This window comes from Roseovarius sp. A-2 (assembly GCF_002072155.1).
Taxonomy (GTDB): domain Bacteria; phylum Pseudomonadota; class Alphaproteobacteria; order Rhodobacterales; family Rhodobacteraceae; genus Roseovarius.
In genome coordinates this window covers 442,819-461,151 of the sequence record NZ_BDIY01000001.1, presented here as the reverse complement: position 1 = coordinate 461,151, position 18,333 = coordinate 442,819, and the positions used below count along the sequence as shown (strand labels likewise).

General features: G+C 61.9%; 20 protein-coding genes. 12 read left to right on the top strand and 8 right to left on the bottom strand.

The genetic code is table 11. The features are described from left to right. Positions 1-16: 16 nt before the first annotated feature. Entirely contained in the window at positions 17-367 is a 351-nt protein-coding gene (locus tag BHD06_RS02315) for an iron-sulfur cluster assembly accessory protein (protein WP_080455345.1), read from the top strand. 52 nt (positions 368-419) lie between these two features. Continuing rightward, complete coding sequence (tpiA, locus tag BHD06_RS02310) at positions 420-1,169, top strand: triose-phosphate isomerase (RefSeq protein WP_080455344.1); 750 nt, start codon at positions 420-422, stop codon at positions 1,167-1,169. Between the two features lie 75 nt (positions 1,170-1,244). Here tpiA and BHD06_RS02305 read toward each other — a convergent pair whose 3' ends face one another. Then, positions 1,245-1,706, bottom strand: a complete 462-nt coding sequence (locus BHD06_RS02305) for an Lrp/AsnC family transcriptional regulator (RefSeq protein ID WP_080455343.1) — start codon at positions 1,704-1,706, stop codon at positions 1,245-1,247. Positions 1,707-1,852: 146 nt separating this feature from the next. On the opposite strand from BHD06_RS02305, the gene cobA reads away from it, so the two are divergent. The 6 genes from cobA to BHD06_RS02275 all read left to right on the top strand — a co-directional run bounded on the left by cobA (position 1,853) and on the right by BHD06_RS02275 (position 6,679). Then, positions 1,853-2,623 (top strand): uroporphyrinogen-III C-methyltransferase, encoded by a 771-nt coding sequence (gene cobA / locus BHD06_RS02300; RefSeq protein WP_080455342.1) that lies wholly within the window; start codon positions 1,853-1,855, stop codon positions 2,621-2,623. 1 nt (position 2,624) lies between these two features. Continuing rightward, the gene (locus BHD06_RS02295) at positions 2,625-2,936 is read left to right on the top strand and encodes a DUF2849 domain-containing protein (RefSeq protein WP_080455341.1); all 312 of its coding nucleotides are present in this window, start codon (positions 2,625-2,627) and stop codon (positions 2,934-2,936) included. A gap of 27 nt (positions 2,937-2,963) precedes the next feature. Beyond that, positions 2,964-4,634, top strand: coding sequence for a nitrite/sulfite reductase (locus BHD06_RS02290; protein WP_080455340.1), 1,671 nt, complete (start codon positions 2,964-2,966; stop codon positions 4,632-4,634). Beyond that, positions 4,621-5,355 (top strand): phosphoadenylyl-sulfate reductase, encoded by a 735-nt coding sequence (locus tag BHD06_RS02285; RefSeq protein WP_080455339.1) that lies wholly within the window; start codon positions 4,621-4,623, stop codon positions 5,353-5,355. The genes BHD06_RS02290 and BHD06_RS02285 overlap by 14 nt, the downstream gene beginning before the upstream one ends. Next, positions 5,352-5,756: a DUF934 domain-containing protein gene (locus BHD06_RS02280; RefSeq protein WP_080455338.1), complete on the top strand. Its 405-nt coding sequence runs from the start codon at positions 5,352-5,354 to the stop codon at positions 5,754-5,756. The genes BHD06_RS02285 and BHD06_RS02280 overlap by 4 nt, the downstream gene beginning before the upstream one ends. Before the next feature lie 71 nt (positions 5,757-5,827). Beyond that, positions 5,828-6,679, top strand: coding sequence for a ferredoxin--NADP reductase (locus BHD06_RS02275; protein ID WP_080455337.1), 852 nt, complete (start codon positions 5,828-5,830; stop codon positions 6,677-6,679). A gap of 180 nt (positions 6,680-6,859) precedes the next feature. On the opposite strand, the gene BHD06_RS02270 is transcribed toward BHD06_RS02275, so the two are convergent. Next, positions 6,860-7,747: a hypothetical protein gene (locus tag BHD06_RS02270; RefSeq protein ID WP_080455336.1), complete on the bottom strand. Its 888-nt coding sequence runs from the start codon at positions 7,745-7,747 to the stop codon at positions 6,860-6,862. Positions 7,748-7,965: 218 nt separating this feature from the next. Between BHD06_RS02270 and infC the strand changes: the two genes are divergently transcribed. The 4 genes from infC (at position 7,966) to BHD06_RS02250 (ending at position 10,056) form a co-directional block, all read left to right on the top strand. After that, entirely contained in the window at positions 7,966-8,511 is a 546-nt protein-coding gene (infC, locus tag BHD06_RS02265; protein WP_217805640.1) for a translation initiation factor IF-3, read from the top strand. A gap of 120 nt (positions 8,512-8,631) precedes the next feature. Beyond that, positions 8,632-8,958 (top strand): DUF4177 domain-containing protein, encoded by a 327-nt coding sequence (locus BHD06_RS02260; protein WP_254892278.1) that lies wholly within the window; start codon positions 8,632-8,634, stop codon positions 8,956-8,958. A 166-nt stretch (positions 8,959-9,124) separates the two neighbouring features. Further along, complete coding sequence (locus BHD06_RS02255) at positions 9,125-9,748, top strand: J domain-containing protein (protein ID WP_080455334.1); 624 nt, start codon at positions 9,125-9,127, stop codon at positions 9,746-9,748. A 104-nt stretch (positions 9,749-9,852) separates the two neighbouring features. After that, entirely contained in the window at positions 9,853-10,056 is a 204-nt protein-coding gene (locus BHD06_RS02250) for a DUF2892 domain-containing protein (protein ID WP_080455333.1), read from the top strand. 69 nt (positions 10,057-10,125) lie between these two features. Here the strand turns inward: BHD06_RS02250 and BHD06_RS02245 are convergent, their stop codons facing one another. The 6 genes from BHD06_RS02245 to BHD06_RS02220 all read right to left on the bottom strand — a co-directional run bounded on the left by BHD06_RS02245 (position 10,126) and on the right by BHD06_RS02220 (position 18,274). Then, a complete protein-coding gene (locus tag BHD06_RS02245) occupies positions 10,126-11,124 on the bottom strand; it encodes a DUF4105 domain-containing protein (protein ID WP_080455332.1) in 999 nt (332 codons plus the stop codon). A 4-nt stretch (positions 11,125-11,128) separates the two neighbouring features. Beyond that, entirely contained in the window at positions 11,129-13,987 is a 2,859-nt protein-coding gene (gene uvrA / locus BHD06_RS02240) for an excinuclease ABC subunit UvrA (RefSeq protein ID WP_080455331.1), read from the bottom strand. 179 nt (positions 13,988-14,166) lie between these two features. Then, positions 14,167-14,724 carry a class I SAM-dependent methyltransferase gene (locus BHD06_RS02235; protein WP_254892277.1) on the bottom strand — a complete coding sequence of 186 codons (558 nt, stop codon included), beginning with the start codon at positions 14,722-14,724 and terminating at the stop codon, positions 14,167-14,169. Positions 14,725-14,820: 96 nt separating this feature from the next. Then, on the bottom strand, positions 14,821-16,215 hold the full coding sequence (gene lpdA, locus BHD06_RS02230; protein ID WP_080455330.1) for a dihydrolipoyl dehydrogenase: 1,395 nt from the start codon (positions 16,213-16,215) through the stop codon (positions 14,821-14,823). A gap of 124 nt (positions 16,216-16,339) precedes the next feature. Further along, a complete protein-coding gene (locus tag BHD06_RS02225) occupies positions 16,340-16,918 on the bottom strand; it encodes a DUF924 family protein (RefSeq protein ID WP_080455329.1) in 579 nt (192 codons plus the stop codon). 102 nt (positions 16,919-17,020) lie between these two features. Further along, on the bottom strand, positions 17,021-18,274 hold the full coding sequence (locus tag BHD06_RS02220; RefSeq protein WP_080455328.1) for an MFS transporter: 1,254 nt from the start codon (positions 18,272-18,274) through the stop codon (positions 17,021-17,023). Between the last annotated feature and the right edge of the window lie 59 nt (positions 18,275-18,333).

The window sequence follows — 18,333 nt, the reverse complement described above, 5'->3', positions numbered from 1 at the left end:
CTGAAAGGCAAACCTCATGTTTGGCATTCCCGGAAAGCAGGCGGTCTCCATGACCCCCACCGCCGCCACGCAGATCGCGAAACTGATGGGCCGGGACGGCCATCAGGGCTTGCGCATCGGAGTCAAGAAGGGCGGTTGCGCGGGCATGGAATACACGATGGAGTATGTGACCGAGGTCGATCCCCATGACGAGGTGGTCGAACAGGACGGCGCGCGGGTAATGATCGCGCCGATGGCGCAGATGTTCCTCTTCGGCACCGAAATCGACTATCAGACCTCGCTGCTGGAGTCGGGCTTCGTGTTCAACAACCCGAACGTGACCGAGGCCTGCGGTTGCGGCGAGTCGATCAAGTTCGCGAACATGTGAGCTTTGCCTCGCATCCCATTGTTTCAAAAAATATAAACAGGATTATGAGTGCATGAAACGCAAGCTCGCCGCAGGCAATTGGAAGATGAACGGCACCAATGCCACTCTTGGCGAACTTCAAACCCTCACCGCCGCGCATCCTGACCCGCGCATCGACATCCTGATCTGCCCGCCCGCCACCTTGATCGTGCAGGCCGCCGCCCTGACCGCCGACGGCCCCTTGATGATCGGCGGACAGGATTGCCATACCGCCCCCTCCGGTGCGCATACCGGCGACATCTCCGCCCCGATGCTGGCCGATGCGGGGGCCAGCGCGGTCCTGATCGGACATTCCGAGCGGCGCGAAAATCATCATGAGACCAACGCGTTGGTCGCGGACAAGGCAACGTCGGCATGGTCCGCCGGCCTCACCGCCGTCATATGCCTGGGCGAGACGCTGGCGCAGCGCGAAGCTGCCCAGACCCTCGACGTGATCGCCACCCAACTCGACGCCTCGCTACCCGGTGGTGCGACCGGCGCCAACACCGTCATCGCCTATGAGCCGGTCTGGGCCATCGGCACCGGCCTCACCCCCACGACCGCGCAAATCGCCGAAGTGCATGATTTCCTGCGCGCCCGTCTCGCCGATCGCCTGGGAGAGCCCGGAGCCAATGCCATCCGGCTGCTCTATGGCGGCTCGGTCAAGCCCGCCAATGCGGCCAAGATCTTCGCCATCTCGAATGTCGATGGCGCACTCGTCGGCGGCGCGAGCCTCAAATCCAGCGACTTTTCGCCGATCATCTCGGCGCTGGAACAGGCCTGACCCCGCTTCTTTTTGGCACAAATACTCCGGGGGAGGTCGCCAGAGGCGACCGGGGGCAGCGCCCCCTTGCCACGCTCAAATCGGAAGCATCGTCGTTGACTTGATCTCCTCCATCGACAACAGCGCCGTGACGTTATGCACCTTCACCTCTGAAATCAGCGCCTGATAGAACACGTCATAGGCGCGCGCATTGGCCACCCGCACCTTGAGGATATAGTCGATATCCCCTGCCAATCGGTGCGCCTCCATCACCTCGGGCCGGGCGTTCAGCGCGTTCAGAAACTGCCCCTGCCAGCTTGCATCATGCTCTGACGTGCGGATCAGGACAAAGAAACACGCCTCGAATCCAAGCGCCTCGGCATCCAGAAGATAGGTCTGCTGCCGGATCACCCCGCCTTCGCGCATCTTGCGAATCCGGTTCCACACGGGCGTCTTGGAACTGCCCACCGCCTTGGCGATATCGTCCAGCGATTGCCCCCCATCCTCCTGCAGCTGCACGAGGATTTTCCGATCCAGATCATCGAGACGGACAGTCATTCCAAGTTTTCCTTTCCGATGGAATTTTCCGCCAAATCGCCGCATCATCCAGAACGTATGTCCTTATTCAAGCGGCCATATGGCATTCAACCGGGAATATTTCCTATATTACGGGGGAAGTCAAACCGCTTGCAGAAGGCCGCGCCATGTCCCTCACTCCGCTCCGTCCCGGCACCGTCGCCTTTGTCGGCGCAGGCCCCGGCGACCCCGACTTGCTCACCGTCAAGGCTCTGCGCGCCCTGCAACAGGCCGACGTGGTAATCCATGACCGGCTGATCGCCCGCGACATCCTCGATCTCGCCAACCCCGCCGCGCAACTGCTCAACGCAGGTAAAGAAGGCTTCGGCCCCTCCATGTCGCAGGATGACATCAACGGCCTGATTGTCGCACAGGCTCGCACAGGCGCGCGCGTCGTCCGCCTCAAAGGTGGCGATCCCACCGTCTTTGGCCGCCTCGACGAGGAACTCGACGCGGTGAGCGCCGCAGGCATCGACTGGCATGTCGTGCCCGGCATCACCGCCGCCTCCGCCTCGGTCGCCGCCATCGGCCAAAGCCTGACCAAACGCGGGCGCAACGCCGCCGTGCGCTTTCTCACCGGCCACGACATGAAGGGCTTTGCCGATCACGACTGGCGCACGCTGGCCCGCCCCGGCGAGGTTGCGGCGATCTACATGGGCAAGAAATCCGCCCGCTTCATCCAGGGCCGCCTGATCATGCACGGGGCCGACCGTGCCACCCCCGTCTCCGTGGTCGAGAATGCCTCGCGCCCCGATCAGCGCGTACTCGCCACCACGCTGGAACGCTTGCCCGCCGATCTGGCCGAGGCCGACCTGACCGGTCCCGCGCTGACCTTCCTCGGGCTCGCACCTCGTGCCGCCGAGGCGGTGCTTGTTCAATCAAAACAGGAGCTTGCCTGACATGCCCCGCGAATTCACACCCAAGGTCGTGACCGCCAATGCCCTGATCGAGGGCGATGTCGTCTACCTCACCGTCGATGACCGTTGGACAAGGCATCTGTCGGAAGCCGAGGTACTGACCGACGAGGCCGATGCCGACTATCGCCTTTTGCAAGCACAGGCCCGCGCCGGTGAAATCGTGGGGGCCTATCTCGCCGATGTCCGCCCCGGTCCCGACGGCCCCGAACCCACCCATTTCCGCGAGGAGTTTCGGCGCACCGGCCCATCGAACCTCTTCCACGGCAAACAGGCCGTCGACCTGAAACACGCCTGACCCACGCGACACGCGCAGGAGATAATGATGTATCAATACAACGACTTCGACACCGCTTTTATCGCAGAGCGCAACCGCCAGTTCCGCGCCCAGGTCGAGCGCCGGATCGCAGGTCACCTGACCGAAGACGAATTCAAGCCACTGCGCCTGATGAACGGGCTCTACCTGCAACTGCACGCCTACATGCTGCGCGTGGCGATCCCTTACGGCTCGCTCGACCCGGCGAAACTGCGCCAGCTGGCCTACCTGGCCGAGCGGTGGGACAAGGGCTACGGCCATTTCACCACCCGCACCAATATCCAGTATAACTGGCCGCAACTGCGCGACATTCCCGACATGCTCGACGCATTGGCAGAGGTGGACATGCACGCCATCCAGACCAGCGGCAACACCATCCGCAACGTGACCTCCGACCATTTCGCAGGCGCCGCCGCGGATGAGCTGGAAGACCCCCGCCCAGTGGCCGAGCTGATCCGGCAATGGTCCACCGATCATCCCGAATTCCAGTTCCTGCCGCGCAAGTTCAAGATCGCCGTGATCGCCAGCGACGCTGACCGCGCAGTGATGAAGAGCCACGATATCGGCGTGAAGATCGTCGAACGTGACGGCACGCGCGGTTACGAAATCTGGGTCGGCGGCGGCATGGGCCGCACGCCCATGGTCGCCAAGCTACTCAAGGAGTGCGTGCCCCGCGCCGATCTGCTGCCCTATCTCGAATCGATCCTCGCGATCTATAATCGCCTCGGCCGCCGCGACAACAAGTACAAGGCGCGGGTCAAGATCACCGTGCATGAAAACGGGCTCGATGAGATCCGCGATCTGGTCGAGGCCGAATTCCCCCACCGCCGCGCGGCCTTTTCGGGCGTCGATCAGGCATGGCTTGACCGGATCAACGCCGCTTTTGTGACCCCCACCCTACCCGAGCGTGACGCACATGCCTATTACGCCGCGCGCGACACCGATCCGGTGTTCCGGGCGTGGACGGATACGAACATTGTCCCGCACAAGCACGCCGATCACGGCATTGTCACCATCAGCCTCAAGGCACATGGCGCAACACCGGGCGATGCGAGCGCGGACCAGATGCGTGTGGTGGCCGATCTGGCGGAACGCTACGGCCATAACGATATCCGCGCCAGCCACGCGCAGAACCTCGTGCTGCCGCATGTGGCGCTCGCCGATATCCCTGCCGTCCATGCCGCGCTGCGCGAGGCGGGGCTGGCCACCGGCAATATTGGCCTCGCCTCGGATATCATCGCCTGCCCCGGCATGGATTACTGCGCGCTGGCGACGGCCCGTTCGATCCCCGTGGCACAGGGCATCGCCACCCGGCTGGAAGAGCTCAAGATCGAGCATGACGTGGGCCATCTCCAGATCAAGATTTCCGGCTGCATCAATGCCTGCGGGCATCACCACGTAGGCCATATCGGCATTCTCGGGCTCGACCGTGCGGGGGTGGAAAACTACCAGATCACACTCGGCGGCGATGCGTCGGAAACCACGGCGATCGGCACCCGCACCGGACCGGGCTTTGCCTATGACGAGATCGTGCCCGCCATCGAGCGGCTCATCTTCGCCTATCTCGACCTGCGCGAGGGGCCGGAGGAGACGTTCCTGGAAGCGTATAACCGCCTCGGCCTCGCCCCGTTCAAATCCGCGCTCTACGATGCAGAGGCCCGGGCGCATGCCGCAGAATGATTTGCACGACCGGGTGCGCGCGCTCAATGACCGGTATCGCCATCACTCGGCGATCTCGGTGCTGGAGCACGCGCTGCGCGACCCGCAGGCGGGCAAGCTGGCGCTGGTCTCCAGCTTCGGGGCCGAATCGGTCGTGCTGTTGCACATGGTCTCGGTCACGCGCGCGTTGACACCGGTGATCTTCATCGACACCGAGATGCTCTTTGCCGAGACGCTGGTCTATCAGCAGGAGCTGGCAGAGCGTCTCAACCTGCGCGATCTGCGCATCATTCGGCCTGACGTGCAGGAGCTTGCACGCACCGACGCAAACCGGACGTTATACCGACGCGATACCGACGCCTGCTGCGCCCTGCGAAAGACCCGGCCCCTGCGACGCGCGCTTGCCGGTTTCGACGGCTGGATCACCGGGCGCAAACGCTATCAGACCGGCACCCGCGCCGCCCTCGATTTCTTCGAGATCGAGGACGGCACCGACCGGATCAAGGTCAACCCGCTGGCCCATTGGGCCCGCGACGACATCCGAACCTACATGGAGGAAAACCGCCTGCCCCGGCATCCGCTGGTCAGCAAGGGCTATCCTTCCATCGGCTGCATGCCCTGCACAACGCCCGTGCAACCGGGCGAAGATCCAAGGTCGGGCCGCTGGCGCGATCAGGACAAAACAGAATGTGGCATCCATCTTGTGAACGGCAAACTGGTGCGAAAAGGAGTTTCCGCATGACTGTCATCGTCACCGACACGGGCTTTGGCCCCGAGACCTGGACCACCCCTATCGTGCCCCTGGAAGAGGCGCGCCGCGGCGTGGGTATCACCCTGCCCTCCAGCGCCGACCCGCTGGAACTGGCCGGCCGTCTGCCCGATGTGCAGATGATCAAGATCCATTTCCCAAGCTTTGCCGACGGGCGCGGTTTCAGCATTGCCCAGCAATTGCGGCTGATGGGCTATACCGGGCGGCTGCGCGCCTATGGTCACGTGATCGCCGATCAATACGCGATGGCGCGGCGCGCGGGGTTCGATGAAGTGGAGATCTCCGACGATCTGGCGGCCCGGCAGCCCGAGGATCAGTGGCTCTCTCGCGCCAACTGGCAGGCTCACGACTATCAAGAGCGGCTGCGCGGCTGAATAGCGCTTTTACCTGACCTGAATCAAAGATTAGAAGAGGATGTCGGTATAAATGACCGGCAGTTGACACCATGAACGAGATGACCGCCGTGACCCAAGCGACCGTGAAAGCGCCAAAAACCCTCGCGATTCCCGATGCGCAGACCGTAACGCAGGTGACACACTGGACGGATCGGCTGTTTTCCTTCCGGGTGACCCGACCGGCGAGCCTGCGGTTTCGCTCGGGCGAGTTTGTGATGATCGGCCTCATGCAGACCGACGAGAAGACCGGCCGCGAAAAGCCGCTTCTGCGCGCCTATTCCATCGCCTCGCCGTCCTGGGATGACGAGTTGGAATTCTATTCGATCAAGGTGCAAGACGGCCCACTGACCTCGCGATTGCAGCATATCGAGGTGGGCGACGAGATCATCCTGCGCCCCAAGCCGGTGGGCACGCTGGTGCATGACGCGCTGTTGCCCGGCAAACGGCTGTGGCTGTTTGCCACCGGCACCGGCTTTGCCCCCTTCGCCTCGCTGTTGCGCGACCCGCAGACCTATGAGGATTACGACGAGGTGATCGTAACCCATACCTGCCGTGAGGTGAGCGAACTGCAGTACGGGGCCGAGTTGATCGACAGTATCCGCGGGGACGAAATGCTGGCCGAGTTGATCGGCGAAGGCTTTGCCGACAAGCTGCGCTATTACCCGACCACCACCCGCGAGCAGAGCCCCAAGATGGGCCGCATCACAGATTTGATGCGCTCGGGCGAGGTGTTTGCGGACCTGGGCGTTGCCCCCCTCGCCCCAGAAACCGACCGCGCCATGGTCTGCGGCAACCTCGCCTTCAACCTCGAGATCAAGGAGATGCTGGAGGATTACGGGCTACGCGAAGGGGCCAATTCGGACCCCAAAGAATACGTGGTCGAAAAGGCGTTTCTCGACTGAGGGGTGATAGGCCAAGATATCCTCCGGTTAAGCCAAAGGATGACGCCGACCCCAGATGCCCGTCACCCTCGGGCCTGACCCGAGGGTCTCCCGTATCAAGAGACATGCCGAAGCTGTCACAACAAAAAGCCCGCGCAAGCAGCACCTTGCGCGGGCTTTTCAATGCTTGCCTTGGCTGGCTCAGTACCCGAGCGCCTGACGTGCCGCCTGAAGCGCGGATTGCAGCAATTCGGGATTGTCCTGCGCGGCCTTGATCCCCTCGATCAACAAGTTTTCCTGCATAGAGCCCAGATCGGAACCTTCGATCAGGCCGCGCACGCGCTCCATGTCGAACCCCTCGACGGTCAATGCCTCTGGGGCTTCGTCGGCTACACTCGCGGCGCTGTCGCTTGCAGCGCTGTCACCGGTGGCGGTATCGGTGCTCTCCGTGGCCGTCTCTTCAGTGGCCTCGGTCGCGGTGTCCGCAGCCGCTTCTGCCTCGCTAGCCGCCTCAGTCGCGATATCCGCAGCGTCCTCGGTAGCGGCTTCTGTCTCGCTAGCCGCCTCGGTGGCGGTATCCGCAGCGTCCTCGATAGCGGCGTCCGCCTCGTTAGCCGCCTCAGTCGCGGTATCCGCAGCGTCCCCGGTTGCACCCTCTGCCTGATTGGCCACATCCGACGTAGCGTCCGTGGTAGCCTCGGCCGCTTGTTCCGCAATGTCGGCGGTACTCTCGGCGGCATCACTCGCCGCATCCGTTGCCTCATCAGCCGTGCCGGTTGCTGCATCAACGGCCTCTTGTCCGGCCTCCTGAACCGCGTCGGCGGCGTCGCTTGCGGTGTCTTCCGCCGCCTCTACTGCCTCGCTCGCACTCTCCTGCACTGCATCTACGGCATCGCCAGCCGCATCCGCCGCCGCCTCGGCGGTCTCGCCCGCTACATCGGCTGCATCTTCCAGCGCCTCGGGCACCTCGACCTCTTGGCCCGTGCCGCTCACCTCGTTGACCACCTCATCGACCGTTTTGCCAGTAAAGAGCATGTAACCGCCGCCGAGCACAATTACAGCCAGCACGATCCAAATCACGTTTTTCATAACCGTCTCCCAGAATGTCTGCGGGCCCGTGCAATCCGCATTTCGGCCCTTTGTGATCTGTCCTGTCAGATGGCGCGCTCAAAGGAAAGCCGCAAGGGGGAATTGATCGCGGTTAGGCTCATATCAGCCGATTTTGCGGCTTGAAAGCCGCCGCACCGCCGTTTAACTTGCACCGTCAAATTCACCCGACAACGTTCAACAATCGAAGGATTGAAGCCATAGCCCGCAGACCTCATAACGCGCCGCCCACCCGCGATACCGGACCCCGGGTCAACGACCGCATTCGAGCCGATGAAATTCGCCTGATCGGCGCAGACGGCGAAAACGCAGGCGTCGTCACCCCACGCAGGGCGCTCGAGATGGCCGAAGAGGTCGGGCTCGATCTGGTCGAAATCTCGCCGAATGCCAATCCGCCGGTCTGCAAGATCATGGATTACGGCAAGTTCAAGTATGAGCAACAAAAGCGCGAATCCGAGGCCCGTAAGAAGCAGAAGACCATCGAGGTCAAGGAGGTCAAGTTCCGCCCCGGCACCGATACGCATGACTATGACGTCAAGATGCGTAATGTGCTGAAGTTTCTCGAAGGCGGCGACAAGGTGAAGATCACCCTGCGATTCCGCGGTCGCGAGATGGCGCATCAGGATCTGGGGCGCAACCTGCTCGAACGCATCGCCGCGGATGTCAAGGAGGTTGGGCGGATCGAGAACATGCCCAAGATGGAAGGTCGCCAGATGATCATGATCATCGGGCCCGGTGCAAGATAGCGGACGCAGCTCTGCAAGCACGTCAAACCCCCGGCCTCAGGTCCGGGGGTTTATTTCGCCCGCTTGCACTGGACGCATGATGCAATAGGATTGGCACCTGTGAAGCAACCGGAGCGTGCCATGCCGCTTTTCGAATACAAGGTTCTCCCCGCCCCGACGCGCGGCCGCAAAGCACCGGGCGTCAAAACTCCCGAGGGGCGCTTTGCACTCGGGCTCGAGGAGACCCTGAACCAGATGGCCCGCGACGGCTGGACCTATCTGCGTAGCGACATCCTGCCGAGCGAGGAACGCCAGGGCCTGACCTCGAGTCATACGGTCTATCGCTCGGTGCTGGTCTTTCAGCGGGAGATCCGCCTCTCCGCCCCTGCCGACGAGGTCGAGACCACGGAGCCGCTCAGAGCCGAGCCGCTCACCGAGACACTGCCACCTCCCGATCCGACGAGTTGAAACACAGATTGATATTATTTCAATGAATACTGAGCTTTAGATGATTGAAACACAGATTTCCCGCGCGCGGGAAACCGCCGCGATGCCGGAAAAAAAATACCCTGCCCCCTTCAATTCGCTGCGTTTTAGAATACACTCTGCGTCCTGACTCGCAAAGGTGTGCTCAATGTCCAAATCAGATCCTTTCGGTTTCGATATGTCGGTCTCTTCGGCCAAGAAGAAGAACCCGCGCGGGCGGCGCGGCATGTCCGGCGCATCCGAAACCTCGACGCGCATCTGCGATCACGACGGCTGCAACGAGCCCGGGAAATATCGCGCCCCCAAGGCCCCCGACGTTCTCGACGACTATTTCTGGTTCTGCCAGCAGCATGTGCGCGAATATAACCTCAAGTGGAACTTCTTCGACGGCACCACCGAGGCGGAGCTGAACGCGCAGCTGTCCAAGGACAAGGTCTGGGAACGCGAAACCAAGCGGTTCAACGACCCCGAGGCGCGGGCCTGGGCACGGCTGGGCATCGAGGACCCGCATCAGGTGCTGGGTGTCAACGCCACTCAGAATCCTGGCAAGAAGAAGGGCGGCGGTCGCAAGCTGCCCCCGACCGAGCGGCGTGCCATCGAGATCCTCGAGGCCGAGGACACCTGGACCAAGGCCGAGCTGCGCAGAGCCTACAAGTCGCTGATCAAGGTGCTGCACCCCGATATCAACGGCGGCGACCGCAGCCAGGAAGAGCAGCTGCAGCAGGTGGTCTGGGCGTGGGATCAGATCAAGGACAGCCGGAATTTCAAATGAGCACTCGCGGTCTGTGACCAGATCACAGACCGAAGGTGGCTGGCGTGGAACACTGCAAGAGCAATTTCAGGGCCGATTCCGGCCCTTACTCAAAAGGTGCTTCCATGCTCAAGAAAAACGTCGGCTCGATCGATCGCGTCCTGCGCATCATCCTTGGCCTTGCCCTGCTGGCAGGTTTTGTCATCAACCGCGACGAGGCCTATAGCTGGCTCTACCTGATCGGCATCATTCCGCTGGTTACGGGGCTGATGTCGTCCTGCCCGCTCTATTCGATCTTCGGGCTCACGACCTGCCCGCTCAAGAAGTAACGGCGGGCATACGCACGATCCGGGTACCGGGCGTGAGGTGGCGTGGCGGGCGTGCGCGTGTCTGACATCCTAGTCCCGCCAACGCTGCCGCAACAACCGCGAATACTCGACGCTGGTCACTCTGGCCACGTCGCGGGGTGGCACTTGTGCACGCTCTTTGAGGACTGCAAGCGGTACTGTGCCTGCACCCGGTAGAACGCGAAGATCATACAAGTAGCCCGGCAAGCGCCCCGACAGGACGATCCGGGGATCAAACACCAGCCCCTCAGACACCTGCCGCACCAGCCGATAGGGCATCGTCGTGCAATTGGTCCAAATGGTGTGATACCAGCGCGGCTCCTGCGCGAGCGCGTTGGCGTAATCTAGAAACGCGAAAAAGAAAGCCATCCGCTGCGCCTCGCTCATCGCAACAGGATAGAGCGACACCGCCTCCCCCCGAGCATCGGTGCGCAGATGAACGATATCACGCTCATCGGCGGCAATCAAAACCAGCTCATACCGCTTGAAAAAACCGCCTAGGGCCGAGAAATCTTCGCCATTCTCCTTGCGGATTTCTCCGGAAAAGACAATGTGCCGCCCGTCCGCGAACCCGAAGCTGACCAATGTATGGGCGATCTCCGGACTGTTCCAGATCGACATGATCATATCAACCGACCGGATCTGGTGTGGATCGACCTCAAGATCGTACCAGTCCTCGACCGCCACGGACGGGCTGGACCAGCGAAAGTTCCGGATGTTGCGGAGCCGGACCAATCCGTCCGCGGTCGGCTCTGACGTCACGCCGCGCGACACCTCTGCCATCCAGTCACGATCCTGACGCGGTTCGATGCCACTCCACCATAGTGCCCAGCCCGCAAGCGCCAATACGGTCAGACCCAAGACACGACCCCACTGCCCCCCAAGCAGCATGCGCGCCGCGACGAGACACCAAAGCGCAATGGCGAGGTAAAGCAGGTAGACCAGCGGTGACGAAACCTGAAAATGTAGGCTCAGCCCGATCCATACCACGAGGGCCAGCAGCAGCGCGAGCGCCAAGCCACGCACGCAGAACCGCACGAGCTCTCGCATTACACTATTCCGCCGCCACGCGCCGCGCGTTCAACATCTCCTTGAGATAACGCCCTGTATGGCTGCGCGCCTCCTCCGCCACCTGTTCGGGCGTGCCCACGGCGACGATCTCGCCGCCGCCATCGCCGCCCTCGGGGCCGATGTCTATGATGTGGTCGGCGGTCTTGATGACGTCGAGATTGTGCTCGATCACCACCACGGTATTGCCAGCCTCCACCAATTCGTGCAGCACCTCCAAGAGCTTTTTCACGTCCTCGAAATGCAGCCCCGTGGTCGGCTCGTCGAGAATATAGAGCGTGCGGCCCGTAGAGCGTTTGGCGAGTTCCTTTGACAGCTTCACCCGCTGCGCCTCCCCACCCGACAGCGTTGTCGCCTGCTGGCCCACCTTGATATAGCCAAGGCCCACACGCATCAGCGCATCCATCTTCTCGCGGATCGACGGCACCGCCTTGAAAAACTCCTGCGCCTCTTCAACGGTCATATCAAGAACGTCGGCTATGCTCTTGCCCTTGAAACGGATTTCAAGCGTTTCGCGGTTGTAGCGCGCGCCCTTGCAGGTCTCGCATTCCACGTAGACATCGGGCAGGAAATGCATCTCGATCTTGATCACGCCGTCGCCCTGGCACGCCTCGCAGCGCCCGCCCTTGACGTTGAACGAAAACCGCCCCGGCTTGTAGCCGCGCGCCTTGGCCTCCGGCAGCCCGGAAAACCAGTCGCGAATGGGGGTGAAGGCCCCGGTATAGGTCGCGGGATTACTGCGCGGCGTGCGCCCGATGGGCCGCTGGTCGATGTCGATCACCTTGTCGAGGTGTTCCAGCCCCTTGATCGTCTCGCAGGGCGCGGGCACCTGGCGCGCGCCGTTCAAACGCATCGAGGCGGTCTTGAACAGCGTCTCGATGGTCAGCGTCGATTTGCCCCCGCCCGACACGCCCGTCACGCAGACGAACTTGCCAAGCGGGAATTCTGCAGTGACATCTTGCAGGTTGTTGCCACTGGCCTTGACCACGGTGAGTTTCTTTTTGTTGCCCTTGCGGCGCTTCGGCGGAACCGCAATCTCGCGTGTGCCCGTGAGATATTGACCAGTGATCGAGGCCGGGTCTGCCGCGACACGATCCGGCGTGCCATGGCTGACCACCTGACCGCCATGCACCCCCGCGCCGGGGCCGATATCAAAGACGTAATCGGCGGTGCGAATGGCCTCCTCGTCGTGTTCAACCACGATCACCGTATTGCCCTGATCGCGCAGGTTGCGCAGCGTCTGCAAGAGCCGCCCGTTGTCGCGCTGATGCAGCCCGATCGAGGGCTCATCCAACACATAGAGCACGCCCGTGAGGCCCGACCCGATCTGGCTCGCCAGCCTGATCCGCTGGCTCTCGCCCCCCGACAGCGTGCCGGCGTTGCGGCTGAGCGTCAGATAATCGAGGCCCACATTGTTGAGAAAGCCGAGCCGCTCGCGGATCTCCTTGAGGATCGCGCTGGCAATCTCGTTCTTCTGTTTCCCGAGGTGTTCCGGCACCGTCTCGCACCAGTCATAGGCCTCACGGATCGACATCTGCACCACATGCCCGACATGCAGATCGGCAATGCGTACCGCCAACGCCTCTTCCCGCAGCCGGTAACCACCGCAGGTCCCGCAGGGGCGGTTGTTCTGGTAGCGTTCGAATTCCTCGCGGATCCAATTCGAATCCGTCTCGCGATAGCGCCGCTCCATGTTGGGGATCACCCCTTCGAACACGCGACTGACCTGATAGACGCGGCCGCCCTCGTCATAGCGGAACGGAATTTCCTCCTCGCCCGAGCCATGCAGGAACACCTGTTTCACATGGGCGGGCAGGTCGCGCCACGGGGTCGCCTTGTCAAACTCGTAATGCTTTGCGATGGCATTGATGGTCTGCGTGAAATAGGGGCTCTTGCCCTTGCGCCAGGGCGCGATGGCCCCGTCGCTGATGCGCAGCGCCTCGTCCGGCACCACCAGCTTTTCATCGAAAAACAGCTCCATCCCCAGCCCATCACAATCAGGACAGGCCCCGAAGGGCGCGTTGAAGGAAAACAGCCGCGGCTCGATCTCGGGGATGGTAAAGCCGCTGACCGGGCAGGCGAATTTCTCGGAGAAGGTCATCCGCTCCGGCTCGCCCTCGCGCGGGGCGGTCTCCAGCACCGCGATTCCATCGGCCAGATCAAGCGCGGTGCGCAGACTGTCGGCGAGCCGCGTCTCCAGCCCCTCCTTGACGACCAGACGATCAACCACCACGTCGATATCATGGCGGAATTTCTTGTCGAGCGTGGGCGGCTCATCGAGCTCGTAAAACTCCCCATCCACCTTGACCCGCTGAAAACCCGACTTGCGCAGTTCCAGAAATTCCTTGCGATACTCGCCCTTGCGGTCGCGCACGATGGGGGCCAGCAGATAGGCACGCGTGCCCTCCTCCATCGCCATCACGCGATCCACCATATCCTGCACCTGCTGCGCCTCGATGGGCAGGCCGGTGGCCGGGGAATAGGGCGTGCCGACGCGGGCAAAGAGCAGCCGCATGTAATCGTAAATCTCGGTCACCGTGCCAACGGTCGAGCGTGGGTTCTTGCTTGTGGTCTTCTGCTCGATGGAAATCGCCGGGCTGAGCCCGCTGATATGATCCACATCCGGCTTTTCCATCATGTCGAGGAATTGCCGCGCATAGGCGCTGAGCGATTCGACATAACGCCGCTGCCCTTCGGCATAGATCGTGTCGAAGGCGAGCGACGACTTGCCCGAGCCGGAAAGCCCGGTGATCACAACCAGTTGGTCGCGTGGAATGTCCACGTCGATATTCTTGAGGTTATGCTCACGCGCGCCGCGCACCTCGATAAACTTCAGATCGGCCATTCTGAGCCCCCTTGCCACCGTCCATGACATAGAGGAGTGCTGCGAGTCGTCCAAGCCGAAATTGTGAACATATCGTGAACGCTACACCTGTTCATCCTCATCCACGCGACAGTGGGGGCTCAACGCGGCCAGAGATCCTCGAAACAGGCCCTAGGATGACGGGCGCTGAACAGCCAAACCTATTTCTGCGCCAAGGCCCAAGAGCAGATCGGGAACTGCGGATCGTTGGTAAGATCGTCGGTCTCGGAATCATGCGCCGGGGGCCACTCCGGCTCAAGATTGCGCGCGGCGGCGGCGCGATTGCCCCATTGCCGCACGGTGATCCGATCCTCGTCGAATCCGGCTTCGATCAGCAGGTTCTTCAGTCCCCGCGCACTCCACCGTGAACAATCGACCGGGTCGCCGTGATAGGGAATATAGAACGGCACCGCCAGCCAGAACCAGCCATCGGGTCGCAGCATCTCACGCACATGGCGGGTGGCCGCGTAGGGCCGGTCGAGATGTTCCCAGACCTGATTGGCGAGGATGATGTCGAATTGCAGCACCGCCGCATCCTCGCCGGTATAGGGCCCGTTGCAGATGTCGTATTTCGGGTAACGAAATCGAGTGTAGCTGCGAAAGCTGTAGCGACGCCCGTATTTGCCAGAAATCTCGGCGGCATCCATCTCTTCGAGGTTGAGCGCCCGAAGCCACCGGCGCGAGACCTGCTGCATCACGATCCGGTTGAGACTGGCCACACGGCTCCCCCTGCTTGCGTGCCTACACTGCATCGCAAGGACAAGGGGCGCAAGCCTTGGCCCACTCCCCTGCCCGGATGGAACGGCCTGCGCCGCTCAGATATGGATCACCCGGTCATAGGCGTCGAGCACGCTTTCATGCATCATCTCGCTGAGCGTGGGATGCGGGAAGACGGCGTGCATCAATTCCTCTTCGGTGGTCTCCAACTGGCGGCCCACAACATAGCCTTGAATAAGCTCAGTCACCTCGGCCCCGATCATGTGCGCGCCCAACAGCTCGCCGGTCTTGTCGTCGAAGACAGTCTTGATCATGCCCTCGGCTTCACCCATTGCAATCGCCTTGCCATTGCCGATGAAGGGGAAGCGCCCAACCTTGATCTTGTAACCCTTGTCCTTGGCCTGCGCCTCGGTCAGGCCGACGCTGGCGACCTGCGGGTGGCAATAGGTGCAGCCTGCGATGCTGTCGGGCTCGACCGCATGCGGATGCCCTCCCGCGATCAGCTCAGCCACCATCACGCCCTCATGGCTGGCCTTGTGCGCGAGCCACGGTCCGTTGGTGGCATCGCCGATCACGTATAGCCCTTCGACACCGCTGCGGCAGAAGGCATCGGTCACGACAAAGGACTTCTCGATCTTCGCGCCCAGCTTCTCGAGCCCCAGGCCTTCTGTATTGGCGACGATCCCCACGGCAGAAATGACCGAGTCGAACTCGTGCTTCTCGACCTTGCCATCGATCTTTATATGCGCAGTTACCTTGTCCTTGGCGCGGTCCAGCTGCTTGACCATGGCCTTGACCTTGATCTTCATCTTCTGCTTTTCAAAGGACTTTTTGGCGAAGGCGGAGATCTCGGCATCCTCGACGGGCAGGATGCGGTCCATTACCTCGACCACGGTCGTGTCAGCCCCGAGCGTATTGTAGAAGCTGGCAAATTCAATGCCGATGGCGCCCGAGCCGATGACCAGCAGCTTTTTCGGCATATGCGGAGGAACCAGCGCGTGCTTGTAGGTCCAGACGCGCTCGCCATCGGCCTCGAGCCCTGGCAATTCGCGTGCTCGTGCGCCGGTGGCAAGCACGATATTCTTCGCGCTCAGCTCCTCGGTGCCCTTGTCGGTCTTGACGCTGACCTTGCCCTTGGCAGGCAGTGTCGCCTCGCCCATCACCACGGTGATCTTGTTCTTCTTCATCAGGTGCGCGACGCCGCTGCTCAGCTGCTTGGCCACCCCGCGCGAGCGTTTCACCACCGCGTCGAGATCATAGCCGATTCCCTCGGCCTTGAGCCCGAATTCTTTGGCGCGGTGCATCAGGTGGAATACCTCGGACGAACGCAGCATCGCCTTGGTCGGGATACAGCCCCAGTTGAGGCAGATGCCGCCCATATGCTCGCGCTCGACAATGGCCACATTAAGGCCCAGTTGCGCGCCCCGGATCGCGGCGACATAGCCGCCCGGCCCCGCCCCGATCACGATCATGTCATAGCTGTTCGACGCCATCTGGCCCTCCGCTTGCAGATTTAGTTTGATATTAAACTATTTCCTGAACGATCACAACGCAGCAAAGCCTGCCGGTTGCCTAAACGCCCGGCAGGCCCCTGTTTTCCCTTGCTTAAAGATCGTTTCAGGCCGCCGCCATCAACTGCCGCAATGTGGCCCCGTATCCGCCTTCAGCCTCAAAGGCGCGCTCCAGCGCGGTTGAGGGACGCGCCAGTGCCGCATTGCGATAGGGGAAACGTCCGAACTGGCGGATCACCTCGCGATGCGCTCGCGCATGGGTCAGGTTTTCGGGGCCGTGCTCGGGCATCCGCTCGCAGATCAGTCGCACGCAGCGTTCCTGATCGCACAGGTTTTCGGAATGCATCAAGGGCAGATAGAAGAACTGTCTTGCCGGCTCGTCGATCTTGAGATCCCAACCCCGGTTGATCGCCACCTTGGCCGCTGCGAGCCCGGCCTTATCGGTTGCAAAGGCCCGGGGATCATGGCGAAACATATTACGCGGGAACTGATCGGTCAGGATGATATAGGCCAGCGTGCCGGCCGGATATGTGAGCCAGAGACTATAGGCACCGGCGCGCGCGTTCTCCCATCCGGCCAGGAACCTTTCGCGGATCGTGTCATCCAGCGTGTCGGACGCCTTGTACCACCCTTGCGGTCCGACCTCGTCCAACCAGAACCCAAGCACTTCTTCGGGCGAAACCATAGGACTCTCCTCATTCCCCTATGACGGTAATATAAAGTTAACGCTTTTTAACCGACGTTTCACAGTAAAATAATACTTCAACCGGGACATAAATATAGCAAATCACGACGAATTCTCCTCCTGTGCGCTCTCAATGGCGGCTTCTTGCGCAAATCCGACGGCCATTGGCGACGATGACGGCGATACCGGCATGTAGGTCTCGGTCTGAGAGACCGTCGGCGCGGCGCGCTGCGTCATGCGGTAGATTGCATAGGCCACCATCGCGAACATCAGCACGGAGATATAGAGGAAATACCCCCCCGGCCCCATGACGCCCATCATCCAGCCCACCATCAGCGGCCCGGCAATCGCGCCCAGCCCGTTGATGAAGACCATACCGCCTGCGGCTGCCGCCATGTCATCATGCTGCAGAAAATCGTTGGTATAGGCGATGAGCAGCGAATAGAGCGGATTCGACGACCCCCCGACAATAAACGCCGCGAGCAGAAGGAACCAGAAATTGTCGCCCAGCATCATGCCGACCATGCCACCCAGACCGCTCACGAGCGACACGGCGGCAATCAGCTTGCGCCGGTCCATCCGGTCCGACAGCCAGCCAAGCGGATATTGCGCCACCACCGCCGCCACGTAGAAGGACGCAACGAAGGTCGAAATCTCGCCAACACTCAGCCCCGCCTTGCCCCCGTAGACCGCTGCCATGCCAAATTGCGCGGCAAAAACCCCGCCGGTTAGCAGCATGCCGACGCAGCCGAGGGGCGAGATCTTCATGATCTGCCGCAGCGACAGCGGCTTGGTCGTGTCAAAGGCGGGCGTCGGGCTGACCGAGAGCAGGATCGGCGCGAAGGCCAATGAGACCAGAACTGACGGGATCACGAAGAGCACATAGCCGGACGGATCAGCCAGCACCATGATCGCCTGCGCCGAGACGATGCCGACCATCTGCACCATCATGTAGAGCGACAGCGCCTTGCCGCGGGTCGCATTGGACGCCGAATTGTTGAGCCAGCTTTCCGCCGTCACGTAAACGCCGGAAAAGCAGAAGCCGATCACCACCCGGCCCACCGACCAGGCCCAGGGCTCGGTCACCGTGGGATAGAGGATCAACACAGCCGAGATCATCGAGCCGAGCGCCGCAAAGACCCGCACATGCCCGACTCGGCGGATCATCTCGGGGGCCAAACGCGATCCGAAGAGGAAACCGAGGAAATAGGACGACATCACGATTGACATCTCCAGGGTCGAAAACCCCTCGAGTTCCCCCCGGATACCCAGAAGCGTGCCCTGCATGCCATTGCCGACCTGCAGCAGCATCATGCCCAGGAGCAGCGCCCAAGCCCCCGACAATACCTGAAACATCGTATCTCTCCGTCAGCCCACTCCAGCCTCGCAAGGCTCGGACGCGCGCGTCTGTTTCA

Bases quoted from the DNA above. Each gene is read 5' to 3' on its own strand.
- BHD06_RS02315 (WP_080455345.1), top strand. From the start codon at position 17: ATGTTTGGCATTCCCGGAAAGCAGGCGGTCTCCATGACCCCCACCGCC.
- tpiA (WP_080455344.1), top strand. From the start codon at position 420: ATGAAACGCAAGCTCGCCGCAGGCAATTGGAAGATGAACGGCACCAAT.
- BHD06_RS02305 (WP_080455343.1), bottom strand. From the start codon at position 1,706: ATGACTGTCCGTCTCGATGATCTGGATCGGAAAATCCTCGTGCAGCTG.
- cobA (WP_080455342.1), top strand. From the start codon at position 1,853: ATGTCCCTCACTCCGCTCCGTCCCGGCACCGTCGCCTTTGTCGGCGCA.
- BHD06_RS02295 (WP_080455341.1), top strand. From the start codon at position 2,625: ATGCCCCGCGAATTCACACCCAAGGTCGTGACCGCCAATGCCCTGATC.
- BHD06_RS02290 (WP_080455340.1), top strand. From the start codon at position 2,964: ATGTATCAATACAACGACTTCGACACCGCTTTTATCGCAGAGCGCAAC.
- BHD06_RS02285 (WP_080455339.1), top strand. From the start codon at position 4,621: ATGCCGCAGAATGATTTGCACGACCGGGTGCGCGCGCTCAATGACCGG.
- BHD06_RS02280 (WP_080455338.1), top strand. From the start codon at position 5,352: ATGACTGTCATCGTCACCGACACGGGCTTTGGCCCCGAGACCTGGACC.
- BHD06_RS02275 (WP_080455337.1), top strand. From the start codon at position 5,828: ATGAACGAGATGACCGCCGTGACCCAAGCGACCGTGAAAGCGCCAAAA.
- BHD06_RS02270 (WP_080455336.1), bottom strand. From the start codon at position 7,747: ATGAAAAACGTGATTTGGATCGTGCTGGCTGTAATTGTGCTCGGCGGC.
- BHD06_RS02260 (WP_254892278.1), top strand. From the start codon at position 8,632: ATGCCGCTTTTCGAATACAAGGTTCTCCCCGCCCCGACGCGCGGCCGC.
- BHD06_RS02255 (WP_080455334.1), top strand. From the start codon at position 9,125: ATGTCCAAATCAGATCCTTTCGGTTTCGATATGTCGGTCTCTTCGGCC.
- BHD06_RS02250 (WP_080455333.1), top strand. From the start codon at position 9,853: ATGCTCAAGAAAAACGTCGGCTCGATCGATCGCGTCCTGCGCATCATC.
- BHD06_RS02245 (WP_080455332.1), bottom strand. From the start codon at position 11,124: ATGCGAGAGCTCGTGCGGTTCTGCGTGCGTGGCTTGGCGCTCGCGCTG.
- uvrA (WP_080455331.1), bottom strand. From the start codon at position 13,987: ATGGCCGATCTGAAGTTTATCGAGGTGCGCGGCGCGCGTGAGCATAAC.
- lpdA (WP_080455330.1), bottom strand. From the start codon at position 16,215: ATGGCGTCGAACAGCTATGACATGATCGTGATCGGGGCGGGGCCGGGC.
- BHD06_RS02225 (WP_080455329.1), bottom strand. From the start codon at position 16,918: ATGGTTTCGCCCGAAGAAGTGCTTGGGTTCTGGTTGGACGAGGTCGGA.
- BHD06_RS02220 (WP_080455328.1), bottom strand. From the start codon at position 18,274: ATGTTTCAGGTATTGTCGGGGGCTTGGGCGCTGCTCCTGGGCATGATG.